Origin of the sequence: Bacillus cereus ATCC 14579 (assembly GCF_000007825.1) — a bacterium.
GTDB lineage: Bacteria > Bacillota > Bacilli > Bacillales > Bacillaceae_G > Bacillus_A > Bacillus_A cereus.
In genome coordinates, this window is sequence record NC_004722.1 from 4,000,428 (window position 1) to 4,017,849 (window position 17,422).

Genomic DNA, 17,422 nt, shown 5'->3' on the forward strand with positions numbered 1-17,422 from the left:
AATATTTAATATAATAAAAATAGAAGGAATTAACCTTCTATTCTGTCAGCGCATATAAAAACTTTTGTAAAATTTTCTCTGTCGTTTCATTCAATTTTGGCAACTTATCTACTGGAAAATATTGAAGTTTTAACCCTTCATGATCGAGCTTTAATTCCCCGCTCACATGATGTGCCTGATACAGATGAATAACATTGAAAATTTCATCGCCATTCGGATAACGGAAATATACTTCTTTTCCTGATAGAACACCAAGAAATTGCATTATTTTTGCAGTTAACCCCGTTTCCTCAAATAACTCTCTACGTGCAGTTTCTTCTGTCGTTTCGCCCAGTTCCATCGCCCCACCAGGTACACCCCAATCATATGTATCTGAACGATATTGAAGCAATACTTCTTGATTATCGTTTAATATAATAATTGCTGATCCTACGAGAATAAGCGGCCTTGTACCAACGACTTTTCGTAACTCTTCAATATACCCCATATGTAAATTCCCCTTTCCCTAACCTCCCTTATCATAACAAAATTTTGCTCTTTTTGTTCATGTAATTTTAAAGAAAAAAAGAAGCTTTCGCCTCCTTTTTTTCACCTTTATTTCTTAAAACTTTCATATTTTACAGCTTCAAAAGCTTCCTCAATTTCATCATTACGATAATGGACATATGTAAAACGCCCCAATTCTACTAATCTTGCTATTTCCTGTAACGCTTTATGCTGCTCATATGTTTCTTTCAGCTTAATATGTACATAAAACTTCATTAACGGATGTTCATATAAAGGTTCTCCCACCTCTACATATACATCTTCCACCCCTTGTACAACTCTTACATAACTTGCAAATTGATAAAGAGCTTCTCTGTCTGAAACGATTTTTAATGTATACATATATTCTCCCCCTTTTCTTTACTATATCAAAAAGATGATCACACTACGTTATAGAACTATGAAATTTTTTCGACTTGTCATCTATATATTCAATAAAAAAGGCGTTTATCCATACATGACATCTTTTCCCCACATATATTATAGGAAGAACTTTTTTTCAGTTGAGGTGTTCCTTATGGATCCATACGTCAATATATGTATTTGTATTACTCCCGGCGCCGATATTTCTGATGACCGCATCGCAAAAGATTTAGCTGTTGCAGAATCAATTTGGCACCCCATTACATTTCAAATTCAAGAAGTAATTGTATTAAATGAACTTTTCCGTTTTTTTGACCGTGAAATCAGTTATAAAAATTCCATTCAAAGTCAAGAAAAGCTGGCATCCTTTTTCCAAACATGTGTAAATGAAGCTCCTGAATGCGACCTTTATATTTGTTATATTGGCAGTGATTATTTCAAAGAAACAGCAGTAATTGCCTGCGCTTACTCTTTAGCAAAACAGCAACAACTTACCGGATATATCGTTTTAACAAACTCGGCTGCTCCTATGAAAAATATATATACGCTTGCTCACGAAATCGGTCATATTTTATTTACAAGACGTGTTCACGGAAAACTTACTCACGCAGATCCTCATTCCCCAACTGGCTCGGAGCACCATCCTTCTCCAACCAATCTTATGTATCCGATAGTCCCGCGCCCTGAAAATGTTCCTATTCAGTCTCTATTGACGAACGAACAAAAAACACTCTCTTTACAAAGCTCTTTATTGCAAAGAAAAAAACAGTAACCCTCATGTTACTGTTTAAAACAACTTATTCCAATCAACAAAACAAATCCCGGCTGCTAGAAATAAAAATAGACAACTAAATGTAAATGTAATCCCTCTAAAAATCCCTATATAATATTTCTTTGGAAATAATTTTTGGTATATCCAGAGCAGCCTTTTTCCTATTAAACTAAAAAGATAGATATAAACTTATCACCTAATAAAATATTAAAATAGGCATCATGTATTTCTTTTGATAAAAACAGTATGGTTGATCTGAGAAATCCCCTCCTCATATACATAACTCTCCTACTTGTTTATTTGTATACTTCTCTTTTTTCTAATTTTATCTGAATTTGTAAAAGCATATAAATAGCAATGAAAAGAATTATTTGTTGTACATACATTCCGATAACGCTTGATACATCTATCATTCCAAATGCATATTCTAATGCAATTGGAACTAGTAAATATGACAAAGTAAACCAACCACCAAATTTAATATTTATAACAGCCGCTAAAAGAACTACTCCACCAACAAGGATGAAACTGTCTGTACTAGTAAACTTAATAAATGTTGTACCATAAAACTTATTTAATAATGCAATACTAAAAATTGATAAGAACCATACCGCACCACTTATATATATAATTAAAAATTCAATTCTTTTACGCTTAAATGATGCTGTTCTCATCCCCCATATTAATACAATAATTCCTGCAAAAATCATAATCGGATAGCCAATTAACTCAATTAAAGAATAAGACAAACGATGGTCGGTTTCACTAAAGAATACGCTCTTCATCATCGTAAAAGCCAATAAATTTACAATAAAGTAAAGCAATAATTTATAATTACCTTTTCTATCTATACCCATCTCTTTTGCAAGTTGATTAGCATACTCTTTTGGCGAATCACCAAATATATCACTTACCGTTTTTCCTTCTTTCTCACCTTCAATTAAATGAAGTTCTGCATCTTCTAAAAAAGCGTCAACATCTTCTTCTTTAATTCCTTTCGTTATTAAATACACTTTCGTATCAATTAAAAACTTTTCTCCTTCTTTAGAAATCATCATGATAATCCCTCCCTTATTAAACCGTCTCTCTTCTATTCGTCTTCATCATAATTTCAAGGAAAATTAAAATAAACAAACTTCCGTATAAACATATAATTTGAAATAACATTGGAACAAGGTCTTCCGTTGTAAATGTTTTAAACACTAACATAATTGAAAGTGGAATGATTAAATATAAGTTTTTAAACCATCCTTCAAAATATATATTTATAGCTACTGTGATGATAAAAATCCCACCAGCCACTATATAACTTTGCACTTCGGTGAATGTGAGCATTTTTGTCGGATATATCACGTCTAATATCGTAACAGCTCCTAATAAAAACATTGGAGCGATCATAACTAAAGACCACATAGAAAACCATGTTTTTGTAAAACTTGTTACGAAGGCCATTTTGCGAAGTAGAAAATTAGGACCTATAACAACTAAAATCAATGAAAAACTATAACCGATACACTGAATAAGTGAAATCTGTAACATTCCATGATTCACTATTAAGATAGAAGCAATAATCCAAAACGATACGATATTCATTACTGTAAAACCAATTTGCTTCCACGTTTCCTGTCTATCTCTTTCCATTACTTTGACAAGTTCATTTGCATATTCTTTCGGTGAGCTTCCGAAAATATCTTCTACACTTTTCCCATCACTCTCACCCTCAATTAAATGGAGTTCCGCATCTTCTATAAAATTTTCAATATCGCTTTCTTTCACACTCTTTGCCGTCAAAAATAATCTCATATCTAACAAAAACTTTCGCGCTTCACTTGATAGCATTATTTTCTCCTTCCCTTCCCTTCAAGTAGACGTTCTACACTACTTTGCATCGTTTCCCAGCGATCCATAAATTCATCAAGTGACTTCCTCGCCTTTTTCTGTTAATGTATAATATTTTCTCTTTGGACCAGATGGAGATTCCTTCATTACGCTTGTTATTAGTCCTTCTTTTTGCATTCGTATTAATAACGGATAAATACTTCCCTCACTCGCCATTGTAAAACCATACTTCGCTAGCTTTTCACTCATTTCATAACCGTATATTTCGCCTTCAGAAATAATAGCAAGTAAGCATCCTTCTAAAATCCCTTTCAGCATTTGACTTGTCGACATAATTCAAATCCTCCTACTATCTTGCTTTACAAGATAGATAAGCGTAAGTATCTTGCTTTACAAAATAGTATAGCAAAGACTATTTTGCAAAACAAGATAGCTAACGATATTTTTTCCAAATGTTTGCAGGAATTTCATTATAGCTTCTCTAAATAGAGCACTATGAAAACTTTATTATGAAGGGATGTTTTTCATCATGGTTACAAATCGAGTTGTCTTTTTAACCAGGTGCTGCAAGTGGCATTGGTTATGAAATGGGAAAGGCTTTTGCAAAAGAAGGTGCAAAAGTTGTGATTACCGATCGGCTTGAAGAACGTGCAAAAGAAGCTGCTGAACAATTACAAAATGAAGGTTTTCAAGCTATCGGTTTAAAATGTGACGTTACATCTGAAGAGGAAATTACAGCAGCAATTTCTCAAACAGTTGATCATTTCGGTTCATTACATATATTAATTAACAACGCAGGAATGCAACACGTTTCACCCATTGAAGACTTTCCAACTGAAAAGTTCGAGCTACTAATTCAAATTATGCAAATTGCTCCGTTTATTGCAATTAAGCATGCCTTTCCGATTATGAAACAACAAAAATATGGTCGTATTATTAATGTCGCTTCTATTAACGGCCTTGTCGGGTTTGCTGGAAAAGCTGCCTACAATAGTGCAAAACATGGCGTAATTGGATTAACAAAAGTTGCCGCTTTAGAAGGTGCTACGCATGGTATTACTGTTAATGCCCTTTGCCCTGGTTATGTTGATACCCCCCTTGTACGTAATCAACTACAAGACTTAGCTACTACACGAAATGTACCACTTGAAAATGTTTTAGAAGATGTTATTTATCCACTCGTTCCACAAAAGCGCTTATTACAAGTACAAGAAATTGCAGATTATGCGATGTTTTTAGCGAGTGAAAAAGCTAAAGGTATAACTGGTCAAGCTGTCGTTATCGATGGTGGTTATACCGCTCAATAAAAATAAAGTTTGCTCAAGAAGAGCAAACTTTATTTTTTATCCCGAGGATCTTCGTACTTTATTAATTGCCGCGGGAGCTTCTCAATTGCAACAATTACCCCCTCTAATTTACTTTCAATGCGGTGGAGTAAATATAATGTTACAACAATCGGAAACCCTACATTACCTATCATCTTGATCCACTCTTCCACCCTCTTCCCCTCCTTTCATTATATAAGTAAGAGAAAACACTGCATTTAGGCATAAAAAAACAAGCTATTATGTATTAGCTTGTTTTTCAAATAATGATGCAATTTCTCGTTTATAGTCCCCGCGTATAATACCTTTCTCAGTAATAATTCCTGTAATTAATTCATTCGGTGTTATGTCAAATGCTGGATTATAAACATCCGTTCCAATTGGTGCTACTTGTTTTCCAAAGATTTTCGTAACTTCTGTTTCATCTCTTTCTTCAATAATAATTTCGGCTCCAGTTTCTTTCGTAACATCAAATGTTGACAGTGGCGCAGCAACGTAAAATGGGATATTAAAGTACTTTGCTAAAATAGCTAAATTCATTGTCCCTATTTTATTGGCTGTATCTCCATTTGCGACAATTCGATCCGCCCCCACAATAATTGCGTTTATTTCTTTCGTTTGAATAGCATGAGCTGCAGTATTATCTGTTATAAGGGTCACATCAATATTTGCTTGCTTCAATTCCCACGTCGTTAAGCGACCACCTTGTAAAACTGGTCTCGTTTCACACGCATATGCATGTAAACGCACACCTTTCTCTTTTCCAATATAAAAGGGAGCTAATGCAGTTCCATATCTGGCAGTTGCGATACTTCCAGCGTTACAGATTGTTAAAATATTATCGCCATCTTTAAAACATGTTAACGCATATTCCCCAATATTTCGACACACCTCTTCATCTTCCTGTTGAATGCGAAGCGCTTCTTCTTCTAATATTTTTTGCGCTTCTTTTATTGTAGTAATCTCTCGAATAGATTCTCTCATACGATCAATTGCCCAAAATAAATTTACTGCCGTTGGGCGTGATGTCCCTAAATAGTTACAGTCTCTATTAAACTTCTTTTGAAATTCTTCGATATGTAAAGTATTATATTTTTTCGCTGCAAGCGCCAAGCCAAATGCAGCTACAATTCCAATTGCAGGCGCTCCGCGTACTTCTAACATTATGATACTTTTCCAAACCTCTTCAATAGTCGTTAATGTTTTGTATTCTGTGCTATGTGGCAATTTCGTTTGATTTAATACCGCAATTGCATCCCCTTTCCAACTTACAGATCTCGGAACCGTAACGATTGTACTCATGCTTTTACACCCCTTGAAACTGTCTGTTGAAATAATGTTCGAAACAGTTGAATATCAGCACTTTTAGATTCATATTTTATTAGTTCTTTTCCTAAGGATAGCGCTTGTTTCTTAGCTTGAATTCTTGTTTCTTTATTTTCTATTTCATCTAAATCTGCTACATGAGCTAAACCAATTGTTCTACGAATTAGTTCACATCCGGCAAATCCAACAGCATCAGTAAAGATATTTTGCAAAATAATTGGTAACCATTGTTTTTCTTTCGTATATGCTTCTACACCTTCTCCAATCCATAACTTTGTAAAAGTCTCTACAAAATAACTCCACGTCTTTTCTATATGGAAAAATAGTACACTTCTCTTTTCTTCTTCTCTAGATAACGCATTTAATAATAGATTTGCAATAAATTGACCTATGTCAAACCCAAATGGGCCATATGTCGCAAATTCTGGATCAATCACTTTCGTTTCAGAAGGTGACGAAAAAATACTACCAGTATGTAAATCACCATGAATAAGAGTTTCTTTTCTTGTTAAGAACTTATATTTATATTGTGCTACTTTTAGTTTTAAAGTTTTATCACTCCAAAGTTCATCAACCACGAGCTGTAAATCTGGCTCATAATCATTTGTATCATAATGCCCAAACGGATCTGTAAACACTAAATCCTCTGTAATTTTACATAGGTCCGGATTTACAAAGGTACCTTCTAGTATCCTCTTCTCTTCTGACTGTAAACCAAAATCTGAAGTGTAAAATAAAACATGTGCTAGAAAACGACCAATATGCTGGGATAAAAGCGGATATTCTTCTCCGTCTATTAATCCTTTTCTTGTAATTGTTAGTCTTGATAAGTCTTCTATTACCGTTATCGCTAACTCTTCGTCATGACTGTACACTACTGGAACATAATCCGGTACATACTGCGCAAAAATTTGTAATGCCTTGCTTTCAATCGTTGCTCTTTTTATAGACAATGGCCAGCTTTCACCAACTACTTTCGCATAAGGCAGTGCTTGTTTTATTATAATGGATTTCTCTCCATCATCTAATTTGAACACGTAATTTAAGTTTCCATCTCCAATTTCATGACAAATGACATTTGCCTTCTCTTCAAAATAGCCATAATCTTTCGCATATTGTACAGCTGTTATTTCTGTTAATGAATAATATCCCATCTTCTTCTCCCCCTTTTTAAATTCAGAGGTTTTTCTAACATAGAAAAACCTCTTTCCACTAAGAAAGAGGTTTGAAGTTTATCTTCTCCCCTCTTATCTGCCAGAAAGTTTTACTTTCTGCTGGAATTAGCACCGTGCCTTTTGGCGTAATAAACGCCCCATTTCACAATGGTATTACGGTCGGTTGTGGGCTTCATCGGGCCAAATCCCTCCACCTGCTCTTGATAAGAGTTGTATAATTTTTTGAATTTTTAACTTTATGTTGAAGACTATACCAAGAATAAAAATCACTTGTCAACATTTTATTTGTATAATTCTGGACGGCGATCCGCAAAAACTGGAATTCCTTTACGTACTTCTTTAATTTTCTCGAATTCAAGCTCTCCAAATAAAATTGATTCCTCTTCATTCGCCTCTACTACAACTTCACCCCAAGGATCCACAATTAAAGAATGACCTGCAAACACATTATTCGGATCCTTCCCTGCTCTATTACACGCAACAACATAACACTGATTTTCAACTGCTCTTGCTTGCAATAGCAAACGCCAATGTGCTAAACGAACTAATGGCCATTCAGCTACAACAAATAATACTTTTGCCCCTTTAGCAGTATGAACACGCATCCACTCTGGAAAACGAATATCATAACAAATTGTTCCAGCGCATTCAACATCATCTAGCTTAAATTCGCCCGTACCATTACCAGCTATTAAATATTTATGTTCATCCATAAGCTGAAATAAATGTACTTTACTATATTCGTTGACTAACTGTCCTTCATTATTTACAACATACATCGTATTTGTAACGCCTTGCTCTGTTTGCTTTGCTATGGACCCACCAACAATATGTACATCATATCGCTTCGCCCATTCTATTAACTTTTCTTTCGTTTCCACTCCATCCCTATCTGCAATTTCAGAAAGTCTCGTTAAATCATATCCTGTTGTCCATAGTTCTGGTAAGACGATAACATCTGGCCTTTCCTTCATAGCTTCACTTATTTTATTTTTAGCATTCTCAATATTTTTTTCTACATCTCCAAAAACAATATCCATTTGAATACATGCGACTTTCATTTTTTCAGCCCCATTCTTATTTTTCTCTTTACAAAATACTGGAAAGATTATATCATTTGTCACTAGAATTGTAACAACTTTCAAAAGAGGTGGAAAGTATGAAATTATTTCAACCTTCTGAGATAGTAACATCATTGCCAACACAATTTTTCGCTTCACTTGTTGCAAAAGTTAACAAAGTCGTTGCAGCTGGTCACGATGTTATTAATCTAGGTCAAGGTAATCCAGATCAACCAACACCGCAGCATATCGTAAAAGCTTTACAAGATGCTGCCGAAAAGACCATTCATCATAAATATCCGCCATTTCGCGGACATGAAAGCTTAAAGGAAGCCGTGGCTACATTCTATAAACGTGAATATGGCGTCGAATTAAACCCAAAAACTGAAGTTGCTATTTTGTTTGGTGGGAAGGCTGGACTAGTAGAATTACCGATTTGTTTTACAAATCCTGGTGATACGATTCTCGTTCCGGATCCAGGTTATCCAGATTATTTATCAGGGGTTGCTTTAGCAAAAGCACACTTTGAAAGAATGCCACTTATTGCAGAAAATAACTTTTTACCAGATTATACGAACATTGATGCCTCTATTGCAGAGCGTGCAAAATTAATGTTTTTAAACTATCCAAATAATCCTACCGGTGCTACTGCATCAAAAGATTTTTTTGATGAAACCATTTACTTTGCTAATAAACATAATATATTAGTTGTTCACGATTTTGCTTATGGCGCTATCGGATTTGATGGTCAAAAACCTGTTAGTTTCTTGCAAGCAGATGGTGCGAAAGATATAGGAATTGAAATTTACACATTATCAAAAACTTTCAATATGGCTGGCTGGCGCATCGCTTTTGCTGTAGGGAATGAAAGTGTGATTGAAACAATTAACCTATTACAAGATCATATGTATGTTAGTATATTCGGTGCAGTTCAAGATGCCGCTCGAGAAGCGCTATTAAGTTCACAGTCTTGTGTAATAGACCTTGTAAATAGTTACGAATCTCGAAGAAACGCTCTTATTTCAGCCTGTCACTCAATTGGTTGGAATGTAGACATTCCAACAGGATCGTTCTTTGCATGGCTTCCCGTTCCAAAAGGATACACCTCTGAGCAATTTTCTGATATTTTACTAGAAAAAGCACATGTCGCAGTTGCTCCTGGTGTCGGATTTGGTGAGCATGGCGAAGGGTATGTCCGTGTTGGTCTCTTGCATACAGAAGATAGATTACGAGAAGCCATTAATCGAATTGATAAATTAAATTTTTTCAAAAAGTAATTGACAACACGAAAAATATCTGACAAAATTCAGTTATCTTAAAAATTTAAACATTTCTAAATACTTCTTATCAAGAGCAGGTGGAGGGACGAGCCCGACGAAACCCGGCAACCGATCTACAATTGTAGACACGGTGCTAATTCTCGCAGCATTACGCTGACAGATAAGGAGCTGGTTGTAAAAAAACCTCTCCTTAGCTGAGAGGTTTTTTTATTTAACTAGGAGGTTATAACAATGAGCGGAATTATAGCGACGTATTTAATCCATGATGATTCACATAACTTAGAAAAAAAAGCTGAGCAAATTGCACTCGGTTTAACAATTGGCTCTTGGACTCATTTGCCACACTTATTGCAAGAACAATTAAAGCAGCATAAAGGCAACGTCATTCATGTTGAGGAATTAGCTGAACATGAACATACCAATTCGTATTTACGTAAAAAAGTAAAACGCGGAATTATTAAAATCGAATATCCGCTATTAAACTTCAGTCCAGATTTACCAGCGATTTTAACGACTACATTTGGAAAGCTATCACTTGATGGCGAAGTAAAATTAATTGACTTAACTTTTTCAGACGAGTTAAAAAAACATTTTCCTGGTCCAAAATTCGGGATAGATGGTATTCGAAATCTTTTACAAGTGCATGATCGTCCCCTTTTAATGAGTATTTTTAAAGGAATGATTGGACGAAACATTGGGTATTTAAAAACGCAATTACGCGATCAAGCAATTGGTGGTGTAGATATAGTAAAAGATGATGAAATATTATTTGAAAATGCATTAACACCACTTACGAAACGCATTGTATCTGGAAAAGAAGTTTTACAATCCGTATATGAAACATACGGACATAAAACGTTATATGCCGTAAATTTAACAGGACGAACTTTTGATTTAAAAGAAAATGCTAAACGTGCAGTGCAAGCTGGAGCTGATATTCTATTATTTAACGTATTTGCTTACGGACTAGATGTACTACAATCACTTGCAGAAGATGATGAAATCCCAGTTCCTATTATGGCACATCCTGCTGTAAGTGGTGCTTATTCAGCATCCAAGTTATATGGAGTTTCATCTCCATTATTACTTGGAAAGCTACTACGTTATGCTGGGGCTGACTTTTCATTATTCCCATCTCCATACGGAAGTGTTGCGCTAGAAAAAGAGGAGGCTCTTGCTATCTCAAAATATTTAACTGAAGACGATGCATCTTTCAAGAAGAGCTTTTCTGTTCCGTCTGCTGGTATTCATCCTGGTTTCGTTCCCTTTATTGTACGAGATTTCGGTAAAGATGTTGTTATTAATGCTGGCGGCGGGATACACGGACATCCAAATGGAGCGCAAGGCGGCGGTAAAGCTTTCCGTACTGCAATTGATGCTACTTTGCAAAATAAACCACTCCATGAAGTAGACGACATAAATTTGCATAGTGCACTACAAATATGGGGAAATCCCTCTTATGAGGTGAAATTATGAGTATTCAAGTATTTTGTGATTTCGATGGCACGATTACAAATAATGATAACATTATGTCCATTATGGAAAAATTCGCACCACCAGAAGCCGAAGAAGTAAAGAATAAAATTTTATCACAAGAACTATCCATTCAAGAAGGTGTTTCTCAATTATTTCAATTAATACCTACTAATCTGCACGATGATATTATTCAATTTTTAATAGAAACTGCTGAAATCCGTAGTGGTTTTCATGAGTTTATACAATTCGTAAAGGAAAATAACATTTCTTTTTACGTGATATCAGGTGGAATGGATTTCTTCGTCTATCCACTCTTACAAGGAATCATTCCAAAAGAGCAAATTTATTGTAATGAAACAGACTTTTCAGCAGAGTTTATTACAGTTAAATGGCCTCATTCTTGTGATGATCATTGTCAAATTCATTGCGGATTATGTAAATCATCATTAATCCGTAAATTAAGTGATACAGATGACTTTCATATTGTAATTGGAGATTCTATTACTGATTTACAAGCCGCGAAACAAGCTGATAAAGTATTCGCTCGCGATTTTCTTATTACAAAGTGTGAAGAAAATCATATTGCTTATACACCGTTTGAAACATTTCAAGATGTGCAAGCTGAATTAAAACTTTTGTTGGAGGTGAAGGCATGAAACAACTTTTTCGTCAATGGTATGACTTAAGCGAGATAAAAAAAGAGTTAACAACACGAAATTGGTTCCCAGCAACAAGTGGTAATATTTCTATAAAGGTTAGTCATGAACCACTTACTTTTCTTATTACGGCAAGCGGTAAAGATAAAACAAAAACCACTCCAGATGATTTTCTATTAGTAGATCATGTAGGAGTTCCCGTTTTAGAGACTGAATTACGCCCTTCAGCAGAAACAATATTGCATACACACATTTATAACAATACGAATGCCGGTTGCGTACTTCATGTTCATACAACCGATAATAATGTCATCACAAATTTATATAGTGATGCAGTCACCCTTCAAAATCAAGAAATTATTAAAGCTCTCGATATTTGGGAAGAAGGTGCAACCATTCACATTCCTATTATCGAAAACCATGCCCATATCCCAACACTTGGAGAAAACTTCCGAAAGCATATACAAGGAGATTCGGGTGCAGTATTAATCCGTAACCACGGTATTACCGTATGGGGCCGAGATAGCTTTGATGCAAAGAAGAGATTAGAAGCTTATGAGTTTTTATTCCAATTTCATATAAAACTATTATCAATTCAAGGAGGCGTTTCTAATGGCGCAAATTCGTATTCATGAAGTAAATACTCGTATTGAAAATGAAGTGGAAGTATCTAAATTTCTACAAGAGGAAGGCGTTTTATATGAGAAATGGAATATTTCTAAACTTCCTACTCATTTAAATGAAAATTATTCGTTAACAGATGAAAACAAAGCTGAAATATTAGCTATTTTTTCAAAAGAAATCGCTGATGTTTCAGCACGTCGAGGTTATAAAGCACATGATGTAATCTCACTTTCAAGTAGCACACCTAACCTTGACGAATTATTAATTAATTTCCAAAAGGAACACCATCATACAGATGACGAAGTTCGCTTTATCGTCAGTGGTCACGGCATTTTCGCTATTGAAGGTAAAGATGGGAAATTCTTTGATGTTGAACTTGAGCCAGGCGATTTAATATCTGTTCCTGAAAATGCAAGACATTATTTTACCTTGCAAGATGATCGCCAAGTTGTAGCTATTCGTATTTTTGTGACAACTGAAGGCTGGGTTCCAATCTATTAAGGTAGTTAGTTGAATAAAAGGACTTGGACCCCCTTTTCCAAACTTTTATTCACTCTACATATATACATCCTCCTATGGAACAGGCTTATTTCATTTTGAAATAAGTCTGATTTTTTATTTACTTGAAAGTACCATTTCATCACAAATTTACACCTTAATTTTTCAAGTGCATTTTTCGAACATTTTTTGAACATTTATTGAATTTTTTCTGAAAATTCTGTTTTATATGTGATATACTACAATTAACTTAGAAGGAAAATAATATCGCAAACAGAGGGGGATAATCATGAGCTTACTTATCGCACTTATACTTGGAGTTACATGTGGAGCATTTCCTGTTATTTTAGGAGCTATTATGGAAGAGTTAGAAATTGGTGTTTTAGGATTTGTCGCATCTTGTGTAAGCGCTTTATTATTTGGTTTATTCGGCGCTATTCCTGTTTCAATTCTGTGTGCTTTTTATATAATACGCCATGCTCGTACAAAACAATTTGGTCCTAATCACATCGCACAAATTATCCCGTTCCCGGTTGAACGATGCCGACGCGCTTCTAACTTATAATTATAAAAATTAAAGATGACTAAATAAATAAAAGTCCTCAAATGAGGACTTTTATTTATTTTCTTCTAGAAATTGAAACAATTCTTGTAGATGTAGGGCATCTTCACCATAGCTAACAGATACATGAAATATACCATCAATCTCAGCTTGCATATAAAGATCCACTCCATCACGATCATATTTCAATGCCAAATAAAACTCCATTTCTTCTAACATCTTTTTTGAGGTTCGAATTACATAATGTCCCTTCTCATCTCTTCCATATTCAAATTCTGGTTCAAAATCATATTTTTGTTTAAAAGCTTCTTTTTGTTTTTCATTAATTTGCATACAAGTAGCTCGCTGTACAGTATCAATCATCTCATCAAACTTTTGAAGGTCCACCTCGTTTACCCCCTTATATATTTTTTATATAGTACTTGTGTTCCACTATTTTCTTCGCCATCCTTAATTAACTCTTCATACAATTCTTTCGCCAAACTTAAGCCTGGGACTGGTAATTGTAATCTTTCTGCTTCCTCTAAAGCAATTTTCATATCTTTCATAAAATGCTTTACATAAAATCCTGGCTCAAAGTCTCCTTTTAACATTCGAGGAGCTAAATTACTTAATGACCAGCTACCTGCTGCCCCTGTTGAAATACTCTCTAACACTTTATCTGGATTCAGTCCAGCCTTCTTCGCGTAAGCAACAGCTTCACATACTCCAATCATATTGGAAGCAATCGCAATTTGATTGCACATTTTTGTATGTTGTCCACTCCCAGCTGGTCCTTGTAATTGAATGTTTGTTCCTAACTTTTCAAGTAAAGGTAAGCATCTATCATATATTTCTTTCTCCCCACCTACCATAATTGCGAGTTTTGCTTCTTTTGCGCCAACATCTCCTCCTGAGACAGGTGCATCTAACGTATATATATTTTTTCTTTTTGCAACTTCATTAATCCGTTTTGCTAAAGTAGGTGTAGATGTCGTAAAGTCAATTGCTATCGTACCTTCTTTTGCATGTTCTATAATTCCTTCTATACCAAAATACACTTCTTCTACATCATGTGGATATCCAACCATTGTCATTACAATATCAACTTGCTTTACTAACTCTTTTGGCGTATTACACCAATTTGCACCATCTTGCACTAAAGAATCTGTTTTTGCTTTCGTTCTATTATATACATATACTTTATGACCATCTTGCATTAAGTGATAAACCATACTTTTTCCCATTACGCCAATACCAATGAAACCTATTGATAAAGTTTTATGTTCCATTTTCTCATCCCCTTTGTTCTAATAAATCATTTACCATCTTTCGGAACTCTTTATTAAAGTCATCATCCATACTATTTTTCACATTTGAAAATAAAATAACAAAAGTTCCTTTTTCTTTATTAAAATTATTGAAAGTGTTCCAACCAGATAATACACCATGATTATGAAAATAATCTGGATATATATAAAAACTAAATGCATATTTCCGTTCTGCTGAAGGTGAAAACATTGCTTGTATACTTTGTTCAGAAAGAAGTTTTCCATTTATAATTGCTTCGTCTAATTTCTTCATATCTCCAACTGTCGTATACATCTCACCACAACCATATAGCCAATCCATGCCTAACTTCTGCGCTGGTACAAGCTCTTGATCTTTTTTCACATAACCCTTTGTAAAATTTTTATCTCCAGGTACCATATTTCCCATACCGGATTCATGCATATCTGCTTTTACAAATATGTTTTCTTTTATGTAATCTCCTAAAGGTTTTTTCGATATATGTTCTATTATATAAGCAAGCACCATATAATTATAATCTGTATATCTCCAACCTGTTCCTGCAGGAAATTCTAAATTTTGACGTCCAATCCAATTAATTAATTGTAAGCGGGAAGCCGCATTAATATTGCCTTTTGCGTGTTCAGGTAAACCAGAGGTATGCGTTAATAAATGATATAGCGTAATATTTTTATTCTCCGGAAATGAAGGAATATATTTATTTACATTATCTTGAATATTCAATTTCCCTTGTTCTTGCAGCTGTAAAATAGATGTGGCAACGACTGTTTTCGTAATAGAACCGATACGATATTTTGTTTGAGGCGTATTTTCTATTTTATTTTGAACATCAGCATACCCATATCCTTTATTCAATATAACATGCTCTTTATCTGTTACCAAAACTGTTCCATTGAATTGCTTTCCGACTAAATATTGATCTAATTTTTGAGATATGCTAGCATAATCAATTTGTTGCTCTTCTTTTTCTTCTATATTCCCTTGTACTTCCGATTCAATAGTAGGATTCACTTTAGTTGTTAATACAGTGTTTTCCTTTATATTGGGGCTAACAAGAAAATAGTATACTCCGCCGCCAACTATAGCAGACAGTGAAGCCACCACCATTACTTTTTTTATCATATTGATCCTCCATAATTCCTTCGCTAAAAATTGTCCCCCTATTCTATTATCAAACAATAAAAAAAAATCGCAACAATTTGTTGCGAAAAATCACATTTTTTCTTTTCTATACACACATACTTGATTCTTTCCATTTTTTTTCGCTTCATATAATGCAATATCCGCTCGTTGCATTAATTCTTCTCTTGTAGTTCCTTGTTCATATAACGCAACCCCAAAGCTAGCTGTTAACTTCGAAATTCCAGTGAATTGCTTTGTTTCAATGAAGAATCGTAATGATTCCGCAACTTGAAATGCTTCCTTTTCTACTGTATTTGTCACTAATATAATGAATTCTTCCCCTCCCCATCTTGCAAATACATGTTGCTGCTCCACTTTAGATTTCATAAGCTCTGCAAGTTGTATTAATGCCAAATCGCCAAAATCATGACCATATGTGTCATTAACTGTTTTAAAATTATCTATATCAAATAAAATAATTGCTATTTTCTCATCATTACGTATTACCTTTTCCCATTCTACCTCTAGTATTTGTTGAAACTTTAAACGATTATAAATCTCTGTCAATGAATCTATCATAGCAAGTCTTTCTTGTTCTTGATAGATTTCATCTAATTCTGTAATTTCCGTGCACTTTACAATAAATCTTGATAAATCTTCTGGCAATGGTGTCGCACGTAATAGAAAAGTAGATACTGCCCCTTCATAATTTGACATCTTAATTCTTCTACCGCTTGATAAAGTATCGTCTAGCCATGTTATATCATGCGTCGTCGAGTAGTATCCATTTTCTCTAATAAAATGTTCAGCAAATACTAAATGTTGCTCGCGATAGGCAAACAAATTTTCATATCCGAAAAACGTTAAAAAATTTGTATTACAATCAACAATTTCATCATCTTCTACTATAAATAATAAATCATTTTGAAAATCAAACATCGTTTGAAGCAGTTCCTGTTGTAAACTAACTTGCCTTACTAAAGAAAGTTGATACAAACTCTTATTCACTTCTTCTAACACTGCTTGCGGAGTTACAGGGGCTATTACAATATTACGTATTCCTAATGCAAGTACATCTGTAAATTCCTTTGTTATTTGTTGATCCCAAATGACAATGAATGTACTTTGCGAGGTATACATATTCTTTATATATTTTATTTGAGAATAATCTGTTACATACATAATTATAATGTGCGGTTTCGTTCTTTGAAATAATAGTTCGCCCTCTTCAAAACTATTTGCTATAAACATACATTTTGGATGGATATTTTCTATCGTTTGTTGATGTTTACATCCATTTTCTATATAAAGGACATTTAACTGCAGATCTTGTAACACATTTTGGAAAACCGTATTCTCTAATAAAAAATGTAGTATGTTCATCACTAGTCTTCACTCACTTCATATATCTTGTTCTACTGAATTCCTCACAAACATTTCTAAAAGACTGTTCTCCAATAAACTTTAATTTGTGAGAAATACATATTAACAAGCTAATTGAGAATGT

Annotated in this window: 19 protein-coding genes, 3 pseudogenes and 2 riboswitches; of the genes and pseudogenes, 8 read left to right on the forward strand and 14 right to left on the reverse strand. The window is 34.3% G+C overall.

The genetic code is table 11. The features are described from left to right. Positions 1 to 37 precede the first annotated feature (37 nt). Positions 38 to 487 carry an NUDIX hydrolase gene (locus BC_RS20075; protein WP_000540529.1) on the reverse strand — a complete coding sequence of 150 codons (450 nt, stop codon included), beginning with the start codon at positions 485 to 487 and terminating at the stop codon, positions 38 to 40. A gap of 107 nt (positions 488 to 594) precedes the next feature. Next, positions 595 to 888 carry a DUF3928 family protein gene (locus tag BC_RS20080; RefSeq protein ID WP_000288330.1) on the reverse strand — a complete coding sequence of 98 codons (294 nt, stop codon included), beginning with the start codon at positions 886 to 888 and terminating at the stop codon, positions 595 to 597. Positions 889 to 1,063: 175 nt separating this feature from the next. Here BC_RS20080 and BC_RS20085 point away from each other — a divergent pair, with 175 nt between their 5' ends. Continuing rightward, positions 1,064 to 1,681, forward strand: a complete 618-nt coding sequence (locus tag BC_RS20085; protein WP_000371608.1) for an ImmA/IrrE family metallo-endopeptidase — start codon at positions 1,064 to 1,066, stop codon at positions 1,679 to 1,681. A gap of 15 nt (positions 1,682 to 1,696) precedes the next feature. Here the strand turns inward: BC_RS20085 and BC_RS28105 are convergent. The 4 genes and pseudogenes from BC_RS28105 to BC_RS20100 all read right to left on the reverse strand — a co-directional run bounded on the left by BC_RS28105 (position 1,697) and on the right by BC_RS20100 (position 3,853). After that, positions 1,697 to 1,956: pseudogene (locus BC_RS28105) on the reverse strand (DNA-binding protein). A 21-nt stretch (positions 1,957 to 1,977) separates the two neighbouring features. Further along, positions 1,978 to 2,736 (reverse strand): DUF1129 domain-containing protein, encoded by a 759-nt coding sequence (locus tag BC_RS20090; RefSeq protein ID WP_002183912.1) that lies wholly within the window; start codon positions 2,734 to 2,736, stop codon positions 1,978 to 1,980. Positions 2,737 to 2,755: 19 nt separating this feature from the next. Continuing rightward, positions 2,756 to 3,520 carry a DUF1129 domain-containing protein gene (locus BC_RS20095; protein ID WP_000952885.1) on the reverse strand — a complete coding sequence of 255 codons (765 nt, stop codon included), beginning with the start codon at positions 3,518 to 3,520 and terminating at the stop codon, positions 2,756 to 2,758. Beyond that, a pseudogene (locus tag BC_RS20100) lies at positions 3,520 to 3,853 on the reverse strand (PadR family transcriptional regulator). The gene BC_RS20095 and the pseudogene BC_RS20100 overlap by 1 nt, the downstream one beginning before the upstream one ends. A gap of 196 nt (positions 3,854 to 4,049) precedes the next feature. Here BC_RS20100 and BC_RS20105 point away from each other — a divergent pair. Next, positions 4,050 to 4,827 (forward strand): annotated as a pseudogene (locus tag BC_RS20105) (3-hydroxybutyrate dehydrogenase). A 29-nt stretch (positions 4,828 to 4,856) separates the two neighbouring features. Here the strand turns inward: BC_RS20105 and BC_RS20110 are convergent. The 4 genes from BC_RS20110 to BC_RS20125 all read right to left on the reverse strand — a co-directional run bounded on the left by BC_RS20110 (position 4,857) and on the right by BC_RS20125 (position 8,491). After that, the gene (locus BC_RS20110; protein ID WP_000393335.1) at positions 4,857 to 5,018 is read right to left on the reverse strand and encodes a YvrJ family protein; all 162 of its coding nucleotides are present in this window, start codon (positions 5,016 to 5,018) and stop codon (positions 4,857 to 4,859) included. Between the two features lie 67 nt (positions 5,019 to 5,085). Beyond that, positions 5,086 to 6,147, reverse strand: coding sequence for an S-methyl-5-thioribose-1-phosphate isomerase (gene mtnA / locus BC_RS20115; protein WP_000104604.1), 1,062 nt, complete (start codon positions 6,145 to 6,147; stop codon positions 5,086 to 5,088). Continuing rightward, positions 6,144 to 7,325, reverse strand: coding sequence for an S-methyl-5-thioribose kinase (gene mtnK, locus BC_RS20120; RefSeq protein ID WP_000542687.1), 1,182 nt, complete (start codon positions 7,323 to 7,325; stop codon positions 6,144 to 6,146). The genes mtnA and mtnK overlap by 4 nt, the downstream gene beginning before the upstream one ends. Positions 7,326 to 7,415: 90 nt before the next feature. Then, positions 7,416 to 7,556: riboswitch (SAM riboswitch) on the reverse strand. A 71-nt stretch (positions 7,557 to 7,627) separates the two neighbouring features. Next, complete coding sequence (locus tag BC_RS20125; protein ID WP_002204714.1) at positions 7,628 to 8,491, reverse strand: carbon-nitrogen family hydrolase; 864 nt, start codon at positions 8,489 to 8,491, stop codon at positions 7,628 to 7,630. Between the two features lie 14 nt (positions 8,492 to 8,505). Here BC_RS20125 and BC_RS20130 point away from each other — a divergent pair, with 14 nt between their 5' ends. From BC_RS20130 to BC_RS20155, 6 genes are all read left to right on the forward strand, one after another. Further along, the gene (locus tag BC_RS20130; protein WP_000765511.1) at positions 8,506 to 9,684 is read left to right on the forward strand and encodes a pyridoxal phosphate-dependent aminotransferase; all 1,179 of its coding nucleotides are present in this window, start codon (positions 8,506 to 8,508) and stop codon (positions 9,682 to 9,684) included. 64 nt (positions 9,685 to 9,748) lie between these two features. Beyond that, positions 9,749 to 9,854: riboswitch (SAM riboswitch) on the forward strand. A 64-nt stretch (positions 9,855 to 9,918) separates the two neighbouring features. After that, complete coding sequence (gene mtnW / locus BC_RS20135) at positions 9,919 to 11,163, forward strand: 2,3-diketo-5-methylthiopentyl-1-phosphate enolase (RefSeq protein ID WP_000014181.1); 1,245 nt, start codon at positions 9,919 to 9,921, stop codon at positions 11,161 to 11,163. Further along, complete coding sequence (locus BC_RS20140; RefSeq protein ID WP_000027460.1) at positions 11,160 to 11,819, forward strand: 2-hydroxy-3-keto-5-methylthiopentenyl-1-phosphate phosphatase; 660 nt, start codon at positions 11,160 to 11,162, stop codon at positions 11,817 to 11,819. Before mtnW ends, BC_RS20140 begins: the two co-directional genes overlap by 4 nt. Continuing rightward, complete coding sequence (locus BC_RS20145) at positions 11,816 to 12,454, forward strand: methylthioribulose 1-phosphate dehydratase (RefSeq protein ID WP_000811341.1); 639 nt, start codon at positions 11,816 to 11,818, stop codon at positions 12,452 to 12,454. The genes BC_RS20140 and BC_RS20145 overlap by 4 nt, the downstream gene beginning before the upstream one ends. Beyond that, positions 12,432 to 12,944 carry a 1,2-dihydroxy-3-keto-5-methylthiopentene dioxygenase gene (locus BC_RS20150; RefSeq protein ID WP_000057314.1) on the forward strand — a complete coding sequence of 171 codons (513 nt, stop codon included), beginning with the start codon at positions 12,432 to 12,434 and terminating at the stop codon, positions 12,942 to 12,944. Before BC_RS20145 ends, BC_RS20150 begins: the two co-directional genes overlap by 23 nt. Positions 12,945 to 13,230: 286 nt before the next feature. Beyond that, complete coding sequence (locus BC_RS20155; protein WP_000054659.1) at positions 13,231 to 13,506, forward strand: hypothetical protein; 276 nt, start codon at positions 13,231 to 13,233, stop codon at positions 13,504 to 13,506. A 51-nt stretch (positions 13,507 to 13,557) separates the two neighbouring features. Here BC_RS20155 and BC_RS20160 read toward each other — a convergent pair whose 3' ends face one another. The 4 genes from BC_RS20160 to BC_RS20175 form a co-directional block, all read right to left on the reverse strand. Next, positions 13,558 to 13,890 carry a DUF3909 family protein gene (locus tag BC_RS20160; RefSeq protein WP_000365619.1) on the reverse strand — a complete coding sequence of 111 codons (333 nt, stop codon included), beginning with the start codon at positions 13,888 to 13,890 and terminating at the stop codon, positions 13,558 to 13,560. Between the two features lie 5 nt (positions 13,891 to 13,895). Further along, a complete protein-coding gene (locus BC_RS20165) occupies positions 13,896 to 14,774 on the reverse strand; it encodes an NAD(P)-dependent oxidoreductase (RefSeq protein ID WP_000400429.1) in 879 nt (292 codons plus the stop codon). A gap of 4 nt (positions 14,775 to 14,778) precedes the next feature. Then, positions 14,779 to 15,915 carry a serine hydrolase gene (locus BC_RS20170; RefSeq protein WP_000592910.1) on the reverse strand — a complete coding sequence of 379 codons (1,137 nt, stop codon included), beginning with the start codon at positions 15,913 to 15,915 and terminating at the stop codon, positions 14,779 to 14,781. Positions 15,916 to 16,005: 90 nt separating this feature from the next. Further along, a complete protein-coding gene (locus tag BC_RS20175) occupies positions 16,006 to 17,298 on the reverse strand; it encodes a GGDEF domain-containing protein (RefSeq protein WP_001023185.1) in 1,293 nt (430 codons plus the stop codon). Positions 17,299 to 17,422 lie beyond the last annotated feature (124 nt).

What these genes read in the sequence shown, in the direction of transcription:
- BC_RS20080 (WP_000288330.1), bottom strand. Translation starts at nt 888, where the DNA reads ATGTATACATTAAAAATCGTTTCAGACAGAGAAGCTCTTTATCAATTT.
- BC_RS20145 (WP_000811341.1), top strand. Translation starts at nt 11,816, where the DNA reads ATGAAACAACTTTTTCGTCAATGGTATGACTTAAGCGAGATAAAAAAA.
- BC_RS20170 (WP_000592910.1), bottom strand. Translation starts at nt 15,915, where the DNA reads ATGATAAAAAAAGTAATGGTGGTGGCTTCACTGTCTGCTATAGTTGGC.
- mtnA (WP_000104604.1), bottom strand. Translation starts at nt 6,147, where the DNA reads ATGAGTACAATCGTTACGGTTCCGAGATCTGTAAGTTGGAAAGGGGAT.
- BC_RS20095 (WP_000952885.1), bottom strand. Translation starts at nt 3,520, where the DNA reads ATGCTATCAAGTGAAGCGCGAAAGTTTTTGTTAGATATGAGATTATTT.
- mtnK (WP_000542687.1), bottom strand. Translation starts at nt 7,325, where the DNA reads ATGGGATATTATTCATTAACAGAAATAACAGCTGTACAATATGCGAAA.
- BC_RS20085 (WP_000371608.1), top strand. Translation starts at nt 1,064, where the DNA reads ATGGATCCATACGTCAATATATGTATTTGTATTACTCCCGGCGCCGAT.
- BC_RS20090 (WP_002183912.1), bottom strand. Translation starts at nt 2,736, where the DNA reads ATGATTTCTAAAGAAGGAGAAAAGTTTTTAATTGATACGAAAGTGTAT.
- BC_RS20130 (WP_000765511.1), top strand. Translation starts at nt 8,506, where the DNA reads ATGAAATTATTTCAACCTTCTGAGATAGTAACATCATTGCCAACACAA.
- BC_RS20075 (WP_000540529.1), bottom strand. Translation starts at nt 487, where the DNA reads ATGGGGTATATTGAAGAGTTACGAAAAGTCGTTGGTACAAGGCCGCTT.
- BC_RS20175 (WP_001023185.1), bottom strand. Translation starts at nt 17,298, where the DNA reads ATGAACATACTACATTTTTTATTAGAGAATACGGTTTTCCAAAATGTG.
- BC_RS20155 (WP_000054659.1), top strand. Translation starts at nt 13,231, where the DNA reads ATGAGCTTACTTATCGCACTTATACTTGGAGTTACATGTGGAGCATTT.
- BC_RS20140 (WP_000027460.1), top strand. Translation starts at nt 11,160, where the DNA reads ATGAGTATTCAAGTATTTTGTGATTTCGATGGCACGATTACAAATAAT.
- BC_RS20165 (WP_000400429.1), bottom strand. Translation starts at nt 14,774, where the DNA reads ATGGAACATAAAACTTTATCAATAGGTTTCATTGGTATTGGCGTAATG.
- BC_RS20150 (WP_000057314.1), top strand. Translation starts at nt 12,432, where the DNA reads ATGGCGCAAATTCGTATTCATGAAGTAAATACTCGTATTGAAAATGAA.
- mtnW (WP_000014181.1), top strand. Translation starts at nt 9,919, where the DNA reads ATGAGCGGAATTATAGCGACGTATTTAATCCATGATGATTCACATAAC.